Origin of the sequence: Agarivorans sp. B2Z047, assembly GCF_023373605.1 — a bacterium.
Taxonomy (GTDB): domain Bacteria; phylum Pseudomonadota; class Gammaproteobacteria; order Enterobacterales; family Celerinatantimonadaceae; genus Agarivorans; species Agarivorans albus.
Genome location: NZ_CP088080.1, coordinates 3,699,247 through 3,717,895 on the forward strand (window position 1 = coordinate 3,699,247; position 18,649 = coordinate 3,717,895).

Consider the following 18,649-nt stretch of genomic DNA (forward strand, 5'->3'; position numbering starts at 1 on the left):
TGCCGTAAAAGAAGCTAGGCCTTAAAAGAAACTGGCCTTAACCACAATAATGTCTCCCGGAGCGATGCGGTGCTTTAACGCAGCTTTCACTAAGTCATTAGTGCCATTTCCGGGAGTAATATTGATATTTGTTTTCGACGCTCGCTCTGTAAAACCACCCGCTAAGGCTATCGCTTTTTCAACCGTGAGACCGGGTTGGTAAGCGTAACCACCAGGGTGTTCTACCTCACCGTTAATAAAGATCTGTCGGTAGCCAATAATGTTTACCGCTACCTTAGGGTTAATCAGGTAATCACCGCGCAAACCCTGCTCAATATTATCTCTAAGTTGCTGGGCAGTAAGGTTATTAACTGGAATTCGCCCCAAGTAGGGATAGTCGATTTTGCCACTATTGGTCACTAGCAACTCCATCGACAAATCACTCTCGCCGTATACCACTATTTGGATGCGGTCACCTGCGCCTAAGCGGTAGCTTTGCTCTAGGTCATTGGCCTGAGAAGCAGCGCTAAATCCGCCCCACATCAACACCGTTATTAGCATATACCAGGCGTGTTTGGTGTTATACAATCTAGCCAAGAGAGAACCATCCCTATTCATCACAACTCCTTGAACAGCTTTACTTAGTAGGCAGTTTTACCTACAAATCCTTTAAAGATAGTGAGGAATACAATTTTGATATCCATCCAAAGCGTCCACACACGAATGTACTCAAGATCGTATTGCACCCGCTTTTCCATTTTTTCTAAGGTGTCAGTTTCACCACGGTAGCCATTGATTTGCGCCCAGCCAGTAATTCCAGGCTTCACTTTATGACGCAGCATGTAACGGTTAACGATTTGACGATATTCTTCATTGTGAGATACCGCATGAGGACGCGGCCCAACAATAGACATGCTGCCCATCAACACATTGAAGAATTGAGGTAACTCATCTAACGAAGTACGGCGAATAAAAGCACCAAACTTAGTGACTCGGGGATCGTTTTTAGTTGCTTGCTTCACAACAGCACCATTATCTTGGGTGCTCATTGAGCGAAACTTCCAAACGCGGATTTTCTTTCCATCCAGGCCATAGCGATCTTGCTTAAACAAGATGGGGCCAGGAGATGAGCGCTTAACACCAATAGCCACCGCCAATAAAATCGGGCTAATCAACATGATGATAATCGACGCCAATACAATATCTTGAATGCGTTTAACCAACATACTGCCGCCACGGAATGGGCTATCAAATACACTTACGGTTTGAATATCACCCAGCGAACTCCATCGTGAATGCAGCAAGTTGTAGGTAAAGAAATCTGGCACGATAAAAGTGGTTGTGGTGGTATCGGAAAGTTGTTGTAAATAACCAGTAATGCGGTCTTTGGCATGCATAGGCAACGCAATATACACATGGTCGACTTCACCACGTTTAGCCATTTCCAGCGCGGTATCAACCTTAGCTACTGGCCCTGTATAGCCACTGCTTTCTAAACGAGAAACATCCCTATCATCAAAAAAGCCAACAAATTGAATACCTAGCTCCTCTGAGTTTTCGAAGGTTTCTTTGAGTTGCACACCGTTTTGCGACACCCCGATAATGGCAGCGCGGCGAGTGTTATAACCAAAGCGACGCATTACCGCTAAACTCTCACGAAATACTAGGCGCCAAGCTATCAGCAACATTGGCGTGGCCACTACCCATGAACCCACCACCACTCGCGAGTAGGTAGCCGAGATTTTTAGGAAGTAATTAACCGCGAACAACAAGGCAATACTGATAATCCAAACCCATAGGTTAACCATCGCTTGTTCCTTTAGAGAAGAAACCCGCCACGAACGGTATAGGTTGAAGGATTCCGCTACGACCAAGTAGATGGCTGAGAGACCAACACCCATCAGCTGAAAGGCCAGATCGAAGGAACCATTTTTAAGCCAAGACAAGCCAGCTAAAACGGCAATAATGATAAATACATCTGAAATTCGGTAGACAACAGCGAGTTCAAATTCGTTAGAACGAACTACGCCATTTTGTTTCTGCATATCCATTGCACACCCCTAGTATCAAGCTTAAAAATTCCATGTATTGCTTGTATATCTCTGTATCTTACGGGTGGTTACTAAATCAAAATTTGGCGTTTACCGCTCTTAATTTTGATTCTTCATAAACAAAAAACTAACCTGACAAATATCACAAAATTTAATTGGTAATATAAATTAAAGGTGATACAAGCCTCAAAACAAGAAAAAACATTACTCATTTATAAGTAGCTGAATAGGGTTTGTCAACACAAAACAATGAACAAACTCAACTATTTTTTCGCTGAAAAGTTGACAGATTTTTTAGCAAAAACTGAGCTTAAGTAGAACCAATTTCATTTGTATTACGCTGGCGTTTCAATAAAAAGATCTAAGATGAGAAACAGAAGAATAACGGGGACAACTTAAGAAATTGATATTTTAGTTATTAATATCAGCAACTTAAGTATTGAGTATTGTCTAGGATATAAAACGAAAAAAGCCACGCTAAGCGTGGCTTTAAAAATGGCGGAGGAGGAGAGATTTGAACTCTCGAAGGGCTATTAACCCTTGCCGGTTTTCAAGACCGGTGCATTCGACCACTCTGCCACCCCTCCGCAGGGGTGTTGCTGCGATTAAAAAAACCATGCAGTGCATGGCTAAGTTAATATGGCGGAGGAGGAGAGATTTGAACTCTCGAAGGGCTATTAACCCTTGCCGGTTTTCAAGACCGGTGCATTCGACCACTCTGCCACCCCTCCGCAGCGGTGTGAATATTACGTTTATGATTTTCGAATGTAAAGACCCATTAAGTTTAACCGCTCGCAAATCAGACAATTATCCACAACTTTTTTAAGGCAAGATGATAAATTGTCCAAATCTATAAGCTTTGAGAAAAGCGATTACGCACTAATAGCCCTTTTTACAGCAAAAAACCAAGAACTTTACTCACCTAAAAAAGGATATCTCACACCTATTTGAGAACGAATTTCATCCATAATCTGCATGGTTTCAATACTCTCTTGCCAGCTCATCACTTCACTTTGTAATTTACCGGCAGCAACACAACTCATCACTTCTTCTATTTGGTACTCAAAGCCCGATGCACGAAATGGAAAGTCTTCAACTATATCTGGCTCACCATGCACACTCAGACAAGCTTGAGTCCCAACCCAGAACATACTCGGTACGCGGATATGCCCATTTGAACCCAAAATGGTGAAGCTGTTTTCTGTATTAGCCAAAAAGTTACAGGTAAATTGGCTAGCGCAATGGCCATAATTCATAATCACACTGCTGCGCTCGTCTACACCGGTGCTACCAACAAGGCCATCAGCTACAATTTTATTAGGTTTGCTTTGGGTAACAAACTGAGACATAGATACGTTATACACTCCCATGTCTAATAGGCTACCACCGGCTAACTCGCGGTTAAGCAAACGATCATCTTCATCACGTGGGATGTTAAAACCAAAACTGGAACTGATAAGTTTAATCTCACCAATTTTTTGCTGCTCAAGCCAAGATTTTACCTGTTGCCACGCAGGCTGAAAGCGCGTCCACAATGCTTCCATTAAGAACACATTATTGGCCTTTGCTAAGGCGACTAGCTCTTTAGTTTGCGCCGCGTTTACAGTGAGTGGTTTTTCACACAATACTGGCTTGCCTGCTTCTAGGCACATTTTAATACTGTCGAAATGAAACCGATGAGGGTTGGCAATATAGATAGCATCAACCTTGGGATCGTTTGCTAACTGTTTATAATCATCTAGCGCTATTTGGCCATCAAACTCATCAACAAAATCCTGCGCACGTTGAAGATTAGAACTAGCAACAGCATATAAAGTAGCTTGAGGAATAACCGCTAAGGCTTCAGCAAAGTTACGCGCAATACGACCAGGAGCAATGACTCCCCAATTAAACTGTTCTGTCATTTTATTTCTCTAAGGCGTTATCAATTGATTCATAGTAACCAGATTGAAAAGACATTCTAGTGAGATATTCAGAGACAATTCACTTCCAATTCAAACTGTGACCTGGCTCTAAACCTCGTTGATAACAATGAAATTATTCATAATGCACAACTAAAAATCACAAAGCTAACTCACTGGTTTGCTTACTGCTATGTCCAATATAAAACACTGCTGCCAACAAGCTAACTAAGGCCACTACCTGCCAAGCCATGGGCACGGGGCTTAACAATACAAGTGCTATTGCCGCTAGGGTAGCCCGCTCCCAATGCTTAAGCTGGCGCTTTTGCCAACCCTGCATAACCAAAGTAAAGGCATATAAACCCGGTAAAGCAAAAATAAACACCTGAAAAGCAGCTAGCCAGTCTCCTTGAGCAAGCGGCGTATAAGCAAACAATATCGGGATTATATAAAGGCCTTTGGCAATCTTCCATGAGGTAAAGCCCGTTGCCATTGGAGGAGATTTAGCGATCGCTGCAGCGGTAAAGGTACACAAACAAACTGGCGGGGTAACGTTACTGTCTTGAGAGAGCCAGAAAATGACTAAATGTGCCGCTAATAGCAGCATAGATAACTGATTCTCATCAAGTAGCATTGGCCGCAGTATTGCCATCATTTCATCAGGCATATCGTTTATTAATGCTTGGGCTTGGGCAACACTCATCGCACCTTGCTCTGGACTAACCCCAACCAACATTAGAATAGCTTGCACATCTGCACTCAGAGCACCAGAGCTTAAAGCGTTCACTAGCTCTACATTAGCCATTAATTGTAATAACGCCGGAGCAGACAAAGTAGCCAACACAATATAAGAAGCGGTTACTGGCAGGCCCATGCCTAGCACTAAAGATGCTACAGCAACCAGCAGCAGCGCCACCAGCAAACTCCCACCAGACCATTCGGTAATCATCAAGGAAAAAGTATTGCCGATACCAGCAGTGGCAATCACATTAACAATCAAACCTACTGAACATAACAGTACTGCGGTTACCACCATATTGCGCGAACCGAGCGCGAAGGCATCAGCAATTGCCGTTAGCCCCATTTTGTTTGGGGTAAACCATGAGCTCACAATCACCGCGATAATTGCAATAACAGCTGCGTAAGTCGGTGTGTAGCCCATTACCAGCAATACAATCAATAATGTCACCGGCACAATAAACGATAAGCCCTCACGCATCACCATAGGTAGTAAAGGAGGAGCTTGTTCCATAGTTCGGGTTAACCCCGCTTTGTAAGATTCAGTTCTTACATAAAAAACCAGCGATGCAAAATACAATATGGCCGGAAGAATACTCACCATCACAATGGTGCTATAAGGAATTTGCGTATAACTAGCCATGACAAAAGCCCCTGCCCCCATTATTGGCGGCACAATTTGCCCACCAGTAGAAGCCGATGCTTCTACCGCAGCTGCAAATCGCGGGCTAAAGCCTGCGTTTTTCATCAAGGGAATAGTCACTACGCCAGTAGACGCAGTGTTAGCAACAGCGCTGCCAGAAATAGTGCCAGTAAGTCCAGACGCAATAATGGCCACTATTCCTGGCCCGCCAACCAAGCGGCTAGCAATGCTTTTAGACAAATGAATAACAAAATCACCCGCGCCAGAGCGCAGCAAAAAAGCGCCGAACAGGATAAACATGAAGACAAAACTTGCAGAAATTCGTGCAATATTGCCAAAAATAGCATCATCGCCATAAATGCTTCTGAACAGCAGTGTCTCTAAGCTCAGCCCCTTGAACTGAAAGACCCCCGGTACAAAATTTCCCCACCAGGCGAGATAGGAGATGGCCGTTACAATTAAAATAGGAATCACCCAGCCTGTAGCTCGACGGGTCATATCAATTGCCCCCAAAATCACTAACGAGCCACATAACCAGTCTAAGGGGACTAAGCGCACACCTCGTTCATAAATGAGGTCTTCCGCGAACAATAGATATATCGCCGAAAAGGCAATGGCCAGCACCCACAATTTGTCCAGAATGGCCAAATGGCGCTGCGAACTTAATGGTTTTAATAAGCCACACAACAAAATAAAACCAGCAAAATGAAGAATGTTTTGCTGTAGCACGGCAATATCCGCAAAAATATTGAAGTAGACATGCGCCAAACTAATAATAATGCCTAAAACGTATATTAGAGGTACAGCACGAGTACCTTCAATTTCTTGGCGAATACTGTCAGGTACGGCATTCCATTGCATAGTGATGAATCCTGAGGAGAATAAAGGAGACCTAGACCCGAAGGCCTAGGTAAAAAAACTATTGAGCAACTAAGTTATCGGGAATGTTTAAACCTGCTTCACGGTAGTAACGTGCAGCACCGGGATGCAATGGAGCAGGTAAACCAGCTAATGCCTTATCTAAGGCCATTGCATTGGTCGCTTTATGAATAGCTTGTAAAAAGCCTAAGTTTTCATAAATAGTTTTGGTAAGCAAATAGACAAATTCCTCGTCTACATCTGCATGTACTGCCAAAAAGTTAGGCTGCGCCATGGTGTTCCAATCTTTATCAAGATTTGGATAAGTGCCCGCAGGGATAACATAACGCGTCCACAGACCTAAACCACCGTTAGCTTTTTCCATTTGCTCATCGGTTACATCTAATGGACTCACATCCTTTGCCGCTGCGGCAAACAGTTTGGTTACAGCCCCTGTTGGTGCGCCGGCAGGCGTATTAATAGCTTCTACTTGCCCATTTTGTAGCGCTTCTGCGGAAGGACCATAACCAGCAGAAAACAGCTCCATTTGTTTATCAATATCTACGCCTAAGTTACCTAACAAAAAGCGGTTAGAACCAATGGTGCCAGAGTTCTTTTTACCTAAAGCGACTTTTTTACCCGCTAATGCCATTAAGTCACTTAGATCACCATCTTTAGCATGCTCATTTTTAACCACAAACTGCTCTACGTTTTGCCACAACATGGTGATTGAACGTAAATGAGTTTGCTTACCTTCTTTCTCTAAAGGGCCACTGCCATTCACCGCATAAGAACCATATAAACCTTGAAGAATGGCAAATTGAGCTTCTTTATCACGTAGCAATTTAATATTTTCGCCCGAACCAGCTGAGTTTATAGCAGACACACTCACCTTGTGTTTTGGCTGAATTTTAACCTTAGTTAACGTTGCCAGCGCAACACCAACCGGATAGTAAGTACCGCCAGTACTGGCGGTAGCCAAAAGGTAGTTTGTCCCCGTGTCGGCCTGTACTGAAAAAGATAAAGCACTAGTGATTAGCGCAACCTTGCATAACCAATGACGCATGATGTTACTCTCCTTAGTAAACAGCCCTGCTAGCGCTAGAGCCAAACAAATAGCTAATTAGTCAATCATAATGATTTTATTGAATTTTCATCCTAGACACAGTTGCAAGCATTAACAAGTTATTAACAAGCCTAGTAAGACTAAAGTTGCAGCCTTAAGGCTTAATAGAAGTATTTTTGATAGAGCTGTTGAAAAGCTTCGGATTCTCTTACCTGCGCAAGTGCATGTTGAAACCTGGTTAATTGTTGCTGGCTAATTGAGCGATTGAAAGCAAAGCAGTAATCATTTTCAAACAGAGTGTATAAAGGCTTAAAGCTAGACTGATGCCCTTCCAAGCTTTGTTCAGTTAACGCCATCAAATCCACTCTTCGCAGCGCTAACAACTTAAAAGCTTGCTCAACACTCTTCACCGGCACCAGCTCAGCGGCAAAATCAGATTTAGTTAAAAATCCGTCAATAGCTTGTCCCTTCATAATCGCAATTTTTAAGTTTTCCGCATCCTTTAAAGAGCTGATCTCAAGCTTGCTATCACTTAAACCATAAAACTTTCCGCGACTCACGTTGATTGGGCACGCCCATTCAAACTTATTTTTGCGCGGTTCAGTTTTTATTGTTGAAAATAAAACGGTATAGGCTTGTTGTTGCAAGGTGGCGTAACCTCGCGTCCAAGGAACAATTTTCACCTTTGGCGCAGGACTATTTAGCTGGGCAAATATAAGTGCCAGTAATTCAACAGAAAAGCCAGCCGCCTGTCCGTCTTCAACATAGTTATAAGGGAAAAATTCTTCACTGTAATAGTCTAATTGCTCTAGCGTGCGAGCGCTTAGTTGGCTACAACAAAGCAGGCTAACGGTGAATACAACAAGTTTAAAACCTAGCAAATAAGGTCCTCCTCTTGAGATAAAGATTGAGTAAGTATCATGGCTTTCATTCACATTAAAGCGTCAACTATGGCGCTCACCAGCAACTACAAGTACACTTCTCTCTCACTTAATCGATAGAGTATTAACTTTTGCGTTTTTATCGACTGTGCTGCGCGGCGCTTATGGCTTGCTGCAGCTTTTCACTGTTTGCCAGCAATTGGTCTGAGTCGTCTTCGCTACCAGCGAGTAAACGGTCGATTAAACAAGTAATTAACACTTACCATAACGATAGTCTAAAGCGACTATTGCCGCTATTTGTAGCAGCAAAAGTGGATTACCCACCACAAAAAATCACCTTATTGGCCAGCAAGCGCTCGCGCAGATTAGAGTTATGGGCCGATTCTGGGGAGGGGTATAAGTACATTCATACCTATTGGATACGCCAAGCAAGCGGAACCGCGGGCCCCAAATTACGTGAAGGTGATTTACAGGTTCCAGAAGGTATCTATGAAATTGAAGGCTTAAACCCTAACAGTAAATTCCATTTGTCGATGAAGCTGAACTATCCCAATAGCTTTGATTTAGCCATGGCCAAAAAAGAGCAACGCCATCAACCCGGTTCCAATATATTTATTCACGGTAAAACATCCTCGGTTGGCTGTTTAGCTATGGGGGATCAAGCTATAGAAGATTTGTTTGTACTGGTTGAACGCATTGGACCAGGCAACAGCCAGGTTGTTATTGCCCCGCATGACCCAAGACTATTACCGCTGTTCCCGGTACCAGATCATCTTCCAGAGTGGACCGCCGAGCTATATCAACAAATTCAACAACAATTTGAACAATTTAAGTAATGCGTTAGGCTAGAGGAAAGTAATAACAACCAAGTGGGAGAAGCTGTAAATGCCAATCGTGCATATTCGCTCCTTAGCCTTACCCAACGCCATTGATATGCCTAGCCTACTAGATAAGCTGGCCAATGCTTTTGCCCAACAAGCCAAGATTCAACTAGAGCATATAAGCATAGAATGGAATTACATTCAGCCGGGCCACTATTTTGTAAACCAACAAGTTCATCACCAACAACAAGCTAATCAGCCGCCACTCATGGTTGAGCTGTTTATCCCCGATGTACATAGCGATAAGCGCCAACAACAACTTGTTAGTGTTTTAGCTAAGGTAATCCATCAACATAGCCATATTGCCTTAGATAACATTTTTGTCTCTCTGAGGGTGGCTCTATCAGGCAGCATTTTTGATAATGGACGCATTGTTACTTGGCCTAAGAAAGGCTAAGCAGCATGATGTTGCCCATTCTCGCGCGGTAAGCGAATAGTAAAACCCAAACCTTGAGGTTCAGCGTTAAAGGTTTCTACGCTACCTAGCAAGTGTTGATGAACCAAGTTGTATACTTGATTTAGGCCTAAACCCACATTGCCAGAACTGCGGCCGGTGGTATAAAAAGGATTGAATATTAGGTTTATATCTTCGTTAGATACGCCACTGCCATTATCTTGATAGTTAATTTCTACCATTTCTTGGTTAGCATCAATATCTACCTTCACATGTGGATAAGCATGGCTAGCAAAACCATGTTGAATGGAATTATCAATAAGGCAAGACAACACCAGCTCTAGCGCCCGTTGATTCACCAGCATACTTGGATTACTGCCAGAAACACTTAGTTGAACATGTAAATCGGTAAAGGGCTGCAAGAACATCTGCAACTGCTGCTCAAGCCAGGTTTTCAAATTAAGTCGTTGCAGACTTGAATCTATATCACTGCCTGCTAAGGCTTTAAAGGTATTCACTAGGGCCGCTGAGCGCTGTAAGCTACTCTCAAGTAACTGCCCTCCTTCAATACCTTGATCCAGCATAGCTTCCAGCTCTGAACGTGCTAAGGAGCCATCTTTAAGTTGCTGCCCTATGCTCTGGTAGTTACTGATTAATTGAGATGCTGCTGTAATGCCCACACCCAAAGGCGTATTAAGTTCATGAGCCATGCCCGCAACTAAGCCACCTAATGCGGCCATTTTTTCTTTTTCTACAAGCTCTAGCTGGGTATCGTTCAATTTCGCTAAAGTATGCTGCAAAGTATGATTAGCCTGCTCTAACTCTTGGGTTCGCTCTGCTACCCGTTGCTCTAACTGCTCCTGATCGCTGATAACTTTTGCTGCCATGCTTTTAAGCAAGCCCCCAACCTGATTAAACTCATCATAGGCCAGCGAGGGAACCTTGGTATCGTAGCGCCCTTCTGAGTAATTGCTTACCAAGCGGCTTAAATGCTCTAAGGGCTCAATAATTCTGCGCGTCATCGCTAAAGCAATAACGGCCACCAACACAAACACAACCAACAACACAATCACCACATTTGATTGGCGCTCCACCAGCAGCCCCCAAAGTGAGCGGCTTTGAGCACTCAATGATAGTGAGAGAGGCTCTGCCATTTGGCTTAAATCCAAATCTACATCTATGTAAAATCGTCTTTTAGGTGGCTCTCCCTTAGAGCCTTTGAACAGTAAGCGCTGTGAATGAAATAACTCTAAGGAGCCTTGCTGAGAAATTCGTGAAGCCGCTTCGCGCCAAATCGACTGCATAGGTACAAACACAACTAACGCGCCAACTTGCTGGCTATCTTGAATGGCGTTTAGATTTTTCTGCAACAGTGGCTGCATAAATAGCAGACCCGAATCGCTATCGATATCATCTATACCAGTCACCAGCTGAGCGAACTCAGAATCTTGATAAACTTCGATTAATGCTTCTTTGCTGCCTGCTTTTACTTGTTGATTTAAACGTTGAATCGCTGCGTAATGCACCCGCAAGTCTAATATCTCAGCCTGCAAAGGCGCGCCTTCAATAATTTGTCCTTCTAAGTCGACAATATAAATCGCGGAAGCCCAGCTATTTTGCTGAAGCACCTCACTAATAAGTTGGTTAGAGTGGAAGCCAAAAATGGCTGAAGTTGGTGTGAGCACTACATCATTAACTTGGGCTAGGCTTTGTAAATCAAGTAGCAACTGCCTTACTTGATACTGAATATTTTGCGCGATATTGTTGGCTTTTAGATACAAGGTTTGCGTAACAGCTTGTTGATCTTGTTCTGAAATTTGCTTAAGAAGAAAAGAACCAATGAGTATACTAGGCAATAAAGCCCCTAACAGAATACTAAGCGCTAATGTTGTTCTCAGCTGATTGGCTTTTATCATCATTGCTTTTGAGTCTGCCTATAATCTCTTTCAGCAAATTGCTGCATATACTCTCTAGCTTTAGCGGCATCCAGCACCCCTTTACTAAATAACTCAAAGCCTTTACGTAAGCCAAGCCAAGCACTGGCTTGCGCTGCTTCAGCCGACATTGGAACTGCTTGCTCTAACTGGGCTAGCATCGCAGCCTGATTAGGGTTTGATTGCTGTTTTATTTGATTAATTAAGTCGGCGTTTACCGGCAGGAATCGAGCCTCTTGGTATAAACGCTTTTGTACTTTTTCACTTTGTAAAAACTCACTCAATTCTTTCAGCGCAGCGGCTTTGTTAGAGCTTAAGCTTTTATCAGGAAAAACCAATACCAAGCTAGAAGAAAGTGGTTTAAAAGCGCTATTGCCAATGTTCGGGATTAAGGCAATGCCTAAATCATCTCCTAAGTGGTGCTCAAAGTCAGCCACCGCCCACTCGCCATTAATGGCGTACGCAACCTTTCCTTCGATAAAATCTTTGTAACCACAGTCGTAGGTACATTCGGCGCTCACTAAACTGCGTTTAGCCAAGCTCTTATAAAAATTAAGCGCGTCTTCCATAGGCGGCTCATCAAGCGTTACTTGCTTTCCACGCGTCATTCGGCCACCAAAAGTATTGTAGAACCCAGCGAACCAATACATCTCGGAGTAATTCCAACCGATGGTGGCAATACCTTGTTCATCTAGATGTCTTTTCTGCTCTAACAACTCTTGCCAAGAATTGGCGGGCTTCTCAACCAAACTGCGATTATAAAAAAGCATCAGGTGGTTACCCTGCAAAATCGGGATCCCGTGCAATTGCTCATCAATAGTGGCGGTAAATAACAGGGTGTCAGGTGTATTGGCTTCGATAAATTCGCGAGGGACGGCCGACAGCTTAGCTTGCTCTGCAATGCCAATGATATCGGAAGGAGCAAAAGCGACATCGGCAGCAGTGCCTTGCAAGACCGATTTAATCAGTGCCGGTTTTAAGCTTTCAGAAGTGATCTGATAAAGACTAACTTGATGCTGGCTTTGCGCTGAAAACTCATCCAGCAGCTCTTGAAAAATAGCTTTGCCTTGCTCTCTGTAATAAAGAAAGCTCAATTGCTCGGCGCTAGCGCTTCCCCACACTATTGCTAGCAACAGCAGCACAACTCGCATGCAACCTCCTTCTTCATCCACCCTGTTTTCAGTGTAGTTCAAAAGAACTAAGTTGCGCTGAAAACGCGTTTAGTATTCGGGAGATAGCATGCATTTAAGCCATTGAATTTTTAAAAATAAGGTCTACGCTACACGATATTCAGATACCATCGCCGCACCGTGCTTTAGCGGCTCGCTCATCCAGCTTGGTAGATCATCAATATCAAGGTTATCCAAGAGGTTTTTTAACTCTAAACCCAGCTCTGTATCACCTTCAATTTTTAAGCGGCGCTGAAAAAACAGCGTATCGGGATCTTCTTGACGCCCCATCATCAGCACAAAGTCATTGAGCTCGCCAGAGAAACTTACATCAACTTGCGGAGCATTGGCTTGCACTTTTAATCGCTCTTCATCAAAAGTGATATACCAGCTTGCGGCTAAATCACTCACGTTAAGCTTTAACCAACGCTGTTCTAAAAAGTCTAAATCACCTTCTTCTATCGCTTCAGCAAAACTTAATGCCAGTGCTTTTTCCATGGCTTTGCCTTGCAGCGCAAAGGGACACATTTTAACTGGCAAACTTAACAAACGTGGCATGTCTTTGACTAAAGATTGTTTTAAGCGAGTAAGCACTAAAGACCTCATAAAATTAACAAACAAAGCTGATAAGTGGCTCAGTTTACGCAGTTTTCCCTAGTGCAAAGCTGCGCTGAGTCAATATCCCATCTAACTAAGCCCAGTAGAATGACAAAAAATCTCGCGTTGAGGGAAATATGGAATTACTTTGCCCTGCTGGCTCCTTGCCTGCAGTTAAGGCGGCGGTGGATCATGGTGCCGATGCTATCTATATTGGCTTTAAAGATGCCACTAATGCCCGTCATTTTGCTGGTCTCAATTTTGATGGGAAAAAGCTCGATAAAGCAGTAGATTATTTAAAGCAACACCAACGTCAGCTACACATTGCAATCAATACCTTTGCTCACCCAGAGCAGCATCAATTGTGGTACTCGGCCATTGATAGAGCGGTAGAAATTGGTGCCGATGTGGTTATTTTGGCGGATATTGCTTTGTTAGAGTACGCCAAAAATACCTACCCAAATTTAACCGTTCATTTATCGGTTCAGGCTTCTGCCACCAATGCTTCGGCAATCGCATTTTATCAGCGAAACTTTAACGTTAAGCGAGTGGTATTACCGCGTGTTCTCTCTATTCACCAAGTTAAACAATTATCACGCGCTTGCCCAGATATGGAACTAGAAGTATTTGCCTTTGGTAGCCTATGTGTAATGGCAGAGGGGCGCTGCTACTTATCGTCTTATCTCACCGGCGAATCCCCCAACACGGTAGGTGCTTGTTCACCCGCCTCATTTGTTCGCTGGCAAGAGACTGAACAAGGCTTGGAATCTCGTTTAAACGATATACTTATCGACCGCTATGGGCCAAATGAAACAGCCGGTTACCCGACCCTATGTAAAGGCCGTTTTGATGTTGATGGGCAGCGCTATCATGCGCTCGAAGAACCTACTAGTTTAAATACCCTTGAATTACTGCCCGAGTTATTTGCCGCCAATATTTCTGCGGTAAAAATTGAAGGTCGCCAACGCAGCCCAGCCTACGTGGCTCAAGTCACCCAAGTATGGCGCGAAGCAATCGATAGCTACCAAGCGCAACCCGAACAGTACGCAGCTAAACAACAATGGATGAGCCAACTCGCTAAATTGTCTGAAGGTAGCCAAACTACATTGGGTGCTTATCACAAAGCTTGGCAATAACTATAGGTAGATTATGAAGTACTCACTTGGGCCAATCTTATATTATTGGCCAAACCAACAAATTGAAGAGTTTTACCATTTAGCCAAAGCCAGCAGTGCCGACATTGTCTATTTGGGCGAAACGGTGTGCAGTAAGCGCCGCAATATGAAAGCGCAAGATTGGATAGACCTAGGGCAACAATTGTCTCAAGCAGGCAAGCAAGTGGTTATTTCCACTATGGCTTTGCTAGAGGCCCCCTCAGAGATCCGCAACTTAAAGAAACTCATCGACAATGGTGATTTTACCATTGAAGCCAACGACTTTAGTGCGGTAGAAGAAGCCCATAAAGCGAAGCTGCCTTTTGTGTGCGGCCCAGCAATTAACATATATAACGCTTATGCCCTTAAAGTATTGCTCGACCAAGGCATGCAACGCTGGGTAATGCCGGTAGAGCTGTCTCGTGATTGGCTGCAAAAGTTGAGTAATGAATGCTTAGAGATGGGCATAAGAGAGCGCTTTGAAATAGAAGTATTTGCTTATGGCCACCTACCACTCGCCTACTCTGCTCGCTGCTTTACTGCGCAATCAGAAGGTAAGAGTAAGGACAACTGCGAAACATGTTGTATTAACTACCCAACAGGGCGAGTGGTAAATAGCCAAGAAGGTCAGCCATTATTTGTACTAAATGGTATTCAAACGCTTTCTGGTGAATGCTACGACTTAATTAATGACCAACAAAGCATGAAAGGGCTGGTTGATATTGTAAGAATAAGCCCTCTAGGTGAAGAAAGTATTGAGCACTTAGAAGCATTTCGCTTGAGAAGTAACACTATCGAGCATTTTCCAACGCCCGATAGTGTGAATGGATATTGGCATCAAATTGCTGGCATTCGCCAGCAAGATTAACCCAACTTGCGAGAGCCAGTTAAATTTGGCTCTCGTAACGATTTAGTTCAAACAAAGCCAAACGGTGCTCAACAAAGTCATACACGTTATTGGCCAATGAAAGCTTAAAGTAACTGCTTGCTAATTGTGGGTCGCCAGCACGCTGCGCTAACTTCGCCATATAGAAATACGCTTCACATAGTCGCTCGGCCAAGGCGCGGTTATCCCCTTGCACATCCATAGTGGTGCCTAGGAAAGTTTGCTGGTCAATCTCGCCAGCGTATAAACGCACAATCTGCCAACCCCAATCTTCATTGCGGTAAGTTTTTAAAGCTTCAACCAGTTCATTTTGGGCTTCAGGCTCCCCCGCCTCTAGCTGAATAAGGTAGCGCCATAGCACTCGGTATGGGTCGTTAGGCGCTTGGTCGGCATAATGATTTACATCGGCCATAGCAAGCTGAGGTTTGTTAGCGTAATTAAGTGCTATACCACGGTAGAAATAAGCAAAGCTATAATCCGGCGCCAGTTCAACGGCGGAGTCAAAGGCTTCAAAAGCGCTATCGAACTCTTCCGCTAGGGTAAAATACACACCCAAAAAGTTGTAGGCTTCAACAAAATCTGGCTTTAACTGAATTGCTCGATTAAAGTCAAAACGCGCTAAGGCGCGCAGGCCTACTCGGTCAAAAACAATACCGCGTTCGTAATACAATTGCGCCATTTGCTCTTGATTGTACTCACCAGAGTTAAGCATTTGCCCAAGGCGAGCCAAAGCAACTTCGGATTGATAATTAACTTGCAGAGGTTTTGCCAACACCACGGTTTGCGGAGCTTGACTCGAAGTGCTAGCACAAGCGCTAAGGTAACCAAACGTTACTAACATGCACCCTGTGCGCAAGGCTTTTATTAACATATCACTTCCATTTTTCTTCTAACTTGAGCCAAAGCAACGCTTACTTTGGCTCATCATTGTTATTAACCCTAACAAGAGTGCTGGCTTAGGGAAACCTAAACTTAGCATTATCGATAAAATTCTTATTTTGAGTGGGTATCTAGCTCAGCAAAGGACTTAACCAAATCATCCAAGGCTTTAATTTGAGTTAGGAACGGTTCTAACTTAGACAAAGGCAAGGCACTTGGACCATCACACTGCGCGTTGTCTGGATCAGGATGAGCTTCCAAGAACAGGCCCGCAAGACCAGTTGCCATGCCAGCTTTAGCTAACTCACCAACTTGCTCACGGCGACCACCCGATGCAGCACCCAGTGGATCACGGCATTGCAGAGCATGAGTCACATCAAAAATAACCGGTGAACCTTTGCTGACTTTTTTCATGGTGCCAAAACCTAAGGTATCTACCACAAGGTTATCGTAACCAAAGTTACTACCACGCTCACATAAAATGATTTTTTCGTTGCCACATTCAGCAAACTTATCAACGATATTGCCCATTTGCGAAGGGCTTAAAAACTGAGGTTTTTTAACGTTTACTACCGCACCGGTTTTTGCCATTGCTTCCACTAAGTCTGTTTGGCGCGCCAAAAATGCAGGTAGTTGAATAACATCAGCAACTTCGGCCACGGGTGCGGCTTGTGCCACTTCATGCACATCGGTGATAACAGGAATAGAGAACTGTTGTTTAATCTCTTCTAATAAACGCAGGCCCTGCTCCATGCCTGGACCACGATAAGAATGAATAGACGAGCGATTGGCTTTATCAAAAGACGCTTTAAAAACGTAGGGAATGCCTAGCTTGTTGGTCACTTCTACAAAGTGCTCGGCAATGCGCATTGCCAAGTCACGAGATTCCAATACATTCATACCAGCGAACAAGGTAAATGGCGCATCGTTAGCCACATTTATTTTGCCGATATTAACGATTTTTTGCTGCATGCTATTCCTCTTAATGCAAAATTGCGGGTTGCGAATCCATCGAGTGGATCTGCACCTTTAGTATCTTCGATAAGGGGTCATCGGGACACTGTTCAATAAAATATTCAAAGTCGTTAATTGCAACGTTGTTGCAATCTAACTGTTGATAAATAAAACCACGGTCGCGCATTTCATGCGGGTCGCCAGGCTTTAAGCGTAGTAATACTTGAGAAACCCGCAACGCTATTTCAAAGTCATCTTCACGTAAACAAGCACTCTTAAGCTCTGCCAACCAACGCTCGGTCATTTGTGCTGAAGAAATAGGTTCTAAGTCATCTTGTGATAAACGAGCCAGATTACCTTTATGACCTCGATGAATAACTTCTAGCTGCGCTAAGCTGCACTCTTCACCATTACAGGCATCAAAATACACAAAGCGCTGCGACATTTTAAAAGCGAGAATAGTTTGGGCGGGAAACTCAATAGCGTGGCATTCAATATCCAATTTTCGGGCAAAGTAATGCAATAACATCGCAAGGCTGGTTGCATTGCCGCAGCGTCGACTAAGCGACTCACCAATCAATAAATTTTGACTGTGATAGTAAGCTTGCCAATCACTGGTAAAGCCTAAGTCGACATAAAACAGCTTTTTAAGCTGTTCAAAGCGCAGCTCAACCTTCTCTTCGAGAGGATTAAGTTTGAGCCAATCTAACCATAGTCGATGCAAGGTTTTACGCACCAGCACCATAGGCTGCCCAGAGATTTCTTCTTCAATACCTAAAATTCGAAAAATCACTCAAGCTTTTCCTTTACAATCTTGTACTAACAATACACCAGGTGTATTGCCTTATTCTTTAATACGGCCACCGCTAACGCGATCCATACCGCCATAGTCTTGCTCGGTAAACACCTCATCAAACCCTTTGGCAGCGAGCAGCTGCTGCACTGCATTCTTTTGGTCGAAACCGTGCTCTAGCAATAACCAACCACCGGCTTTTAAATAGCTTGGCGCCTGACTCACAATATGTTCGATATCAGCTAAACCATGCTGCTCTGCGGTTAATGCTGAGCTTGGCTCAAAGCGCACATCGCCCTGCGACAAATGTGGATCAGCCGGGTCGATATAAGGCGGATTACTCACCACTAAATCAAACTTCTGCCCCGCAAAAGGGCTAAACCAAGATCCTTGTTTAACCTGAACCCGCGATAAACCTAACTCACTAGCATTGTACTTAGCCAAGTTTACTGCATCTTCATGCAGGTCGCTGGCAAATACTTCCGCTTTTGGTAGTTCGCTAGCTAAGGCCAGCGCTATTGCTCCAGTGCCGGTTCCTAGGTCAACTATATGGGTATCGGCGTGGTTAAGCACTTTCTTTAGTGCTTGCTCAACTAAAACTTCGGTATCTGGGCGCGGGATCAAAGTTGCAGGTGACACTTTTAACGATAAAGACCAAAACTCTCGCTCACCAATAATGTAAGCCACGGGTTCACCGGCCACGCGTTTAGTCACTAGCGTTTGGTAAAGCTGCCATTGCTCTGCACTTAAGGCCCTTTCGGGCCAAGTGAGCAAATAGGTTTGGTTGCATTGCAATACATGTTGCAGAATAACCTTGGCATCAACCTTAGGGGATTCTCCACCTGCAAGTTGCTGCTTGGCCCATTGCTGAGCCTCAACAATGCTGGGCAA

17 protein-coding genes and 2 tRNA genes are annotated in these 18,649 nt (G+C 43.9%); 4 read left to right on the top strand and 15 right to left on the bottom strand.

Features of this window, described 5'->3' with window-relative positions; genetic code table 11:
* Nucleotides 1-21 precede the first annotated feature (21 nt).
* The 8 genes from LQZ07_RS16875 to LQZ07_RS16910 form a co-directional block, all read right to left on the bottom strand.
* On the bottom strand, nt 22-597 hold the full coding sequence (locus LQZ07_RS16875; protein ID WP_227981233.1) for a polysaccharide biosynthesis/export family protein: 576 nt from the start codon (nt 595-597) through the stop codon (nt 22-24).
* Nucleotides 598-620: 23 nt separating this feature from the next.
* Complete coding sequence (locus LQZ07_RS16880) at nt 621-2,030, bottom strand: undecaprenyl-phosphate glucose phosphotransferase (protein ID WP_016402157.1); 1,410 nt, start codon at nt 2,028-2,030, stop codon at nt 621-623.
* 496 nt (nt 2,031-2,526) lie between these two features.
* Nucleotides 2,527-2,617: transfer RNA gene (locus tag LQZ07_RS16885), tRNA-Ser, on the bottom strand.
* A 53-nt stretch (nt 2,618-2,670) separates the two neighbouring features.
* Nucleotides 2,671-2,761 (bottom strand) — tRNA-Ser (locus LQZ07_RS16890).
* A gap of 183 nt (nt 2,762-2,944) precedes the next feature.
* On the bottom strand, nt 2,945-3,934 hold the full coding sequence (locus LQZ07_RS16895; protein ID WP_152781479.1) for a Gfo/Idh/MocA family protein: 990 nt from the start codon (nt 3,932-3,934) through the stop codon (nt 2,945-2,947).
* A gap of 157 nt (nt 3,935-4,091) precedes the next feature.
* Nucleotides 4,092-6,173 (bottom strand): TRAP transporter fused permease subunit, encoded by a 2,082-nt coding sequence (locus LQZ07_RS16900; protein WP_152781481.1) that lies wholly within the window; start codon nt 6,171-6,173, stop codon nt 4,092-4,094.
* Between the two features lie 58 nt (nt 6,174-6,231).
* Nucleotides 6,232-7,236, bottom strand: coding sequence for a TAXI family TRAP transporter solute-binding subunit (locus LQZ07_RS16905; RefSeq protein ID WP_152781483.1), 1,005 nt, complete (start codon nt 7,234-7,236; stop codon nt 6,232-6,234).
* Between the two features lie 161 nt (nt 7,237-7,397).
* Nucleotides 7,398-8,117 carry an ABC transporter substrate-binding protein gene (locus LQZ07_RS16910; RefSeq protein ID WP_152781485.1) on the bottom strand — a complete coding sequence of 240 codons (720 nt, stop codon included), beginning with the start codon at nt 8,115-8,117 and terminating at the stop codon, nt 7,398-7,400.
* 287 nt (nt 8,118-8,404) lie between these two features.
* On the opposite strand from LQZ07_RS16910, the gene LQZ07_RS16915 reads away from it, so the two are divergent.
* Both LQZ07_RS16915 and LQZ07_RS16920 read left to right on the top strand, forming a co-directional pair.
* Nucleotides 8,405-8,953 (top strand): murein L,D-transpeptidase family protein, encoded by a 549-nt coding sequence (locus LQZ07_RS16915; RefSeq protein ID WP_152781486.1) that lies wholly within the window; start codon nt 8,405-8,407, stop codon nt 8,951-8,953.
* A gap of 49 nt (nt 8,954-9,002) precedes the next feature.
* Entirely contained in the window at nt 9,003-9,395 is a 393-nt protein-coding gene (locus LQZ07_RS16920; protein WP_152781488.1) for a hypothetical protein, read from the top strand.
* On the opposite strand, the gene LQZ07_RS16925 is transcribed toward LQZ07_RS16920, so the two are convergent.
* From LQZ07_RS16925 to LQZ07_RS16935, 3 genes are all read right to left on the bottom strand, one after another.
* Nucleotides 9,392-11,248, bottom strand: a complete 1,857-nt coding sequence (locus LQZ07_RS16925; protein ID WP_194164099.1) for a sensor histidine kinase — start codon at nt 11,246-11,248, stop codon at nt 9,392-9,394. The two genes, LQZ07_RS16920 and LQZ07_RS16925, sit on opposite strands and share 4 nt — an antisense overlap.
* Nucleotides 11,249-11,307: 59 nt before the next feature.
* Nucleotides 11,308-12,477, bottom strand: coding sequence for an extracellular solute-binding protein (locus tag LQZ07_RS16930; RefSeq protein ID WP_152781491.1), 1,170 nt, complete (start codon nt 12,475-12,477; stop codon nt 11,308-11,310).
* A gap of 123 nt (nt 12,478-12,600) precedes the next feature.
* On the bottom strand, nt 12,601-13,101 hold the full coding sequence (locus LQZ07_RS16935) for an SCP2 domain-containing protein (RefSeq protein ID WP_152781493.1): 501 nt from the start codon (nt 13,099-13,101) through the stop codon (nt 12,601-12,603).
* 128 nt (nt 13,102-13,229) lie between these two features.
* Between LQZ07_RS16935 and LQZ07_RS16940 the strand changes: the two genes are divergently transcribed.
* The gene (locus LQZ07_RS16940; protein ID WP_152781495.1) at nt 13,230-14,228 is read left to right on the top strand and encodes a peptidase U32 family protein; all 999 of its coding nucleotides are present in this window, start codon (nt 13,230-13,232) and stop codon (nt 14,226-14,228) included.
* 13 nt (nt 14,229-14,241) lie between these two features.
* Nucleotides 14,242-15,114, top strand: coding sequence for a U32 family peptidase (locus LQZ07_RS16945; protein ID WP_152781497.1), 873 nt, complete (start codon nt 14,242-14,244; stop codon nt 15,112-15,114).
* A 19-nt stretch (nt 15,115-15,133) separates the two neighbouring features.
* On the opposite strand, the gene nlpI is transcribed toward LQZ07_RS16945, so the two are convergent.
* The 4 genes from nlpI to prmC form a co-directional block, all read right to left on the bottom strand.
* Nucleotides 15,134-16,003: a lipoprotein NlpI gene (gene nlpI / locus LQZ07_RS16950; protein ID WP_016402173.1), complete on the bottom strand. Its 870-nt coding sequence runs from the start codon at nt 16,001-16,003 to the stop codon at nt 15,134-15,136.
* 122 nt (nt 16,004-16,125) lie between these two features.
* The gene (gene kdsA / locus LQZ07_RS16955) at nt 16,126-16,983 is read right to left on the bottom strand and encodes a 3-deoxy-8-phosphooctulonate synthase (protein ID WP_152781499.1); all 858 of its coding nucleotides are present in this window, start codon (nt 16,981-16,983) and stop codon (nt 16,126-16,128) included.
* Nucleotides 16,984-16,993: 10 nt separating this feature from the next.
* Nucleotides 16,994-17,758, bottom strand: coding sequence for a SirB1 family protein (locus LQZ07_RS16960; RefSeq protein ID WP_016402175.1), 765 nt, complete (start codon nt 17,756-17,758; stop codon nt 16,994-16,996).
* A 51-nt stretch (nt 17,759-17,809) separates the two neighbouring features.
* Nucleotides 17,810-18,649, bottom strand: coding sequence for a peptide chain release factor N(5)-glutamine methyltransferase (prmC, locus tag LQZ07_RS16965; RefSeq protein WP_152782110.1), 840 nt, complete (start codon nt 18,647-18,649; stop codon nt 17,810-17,812).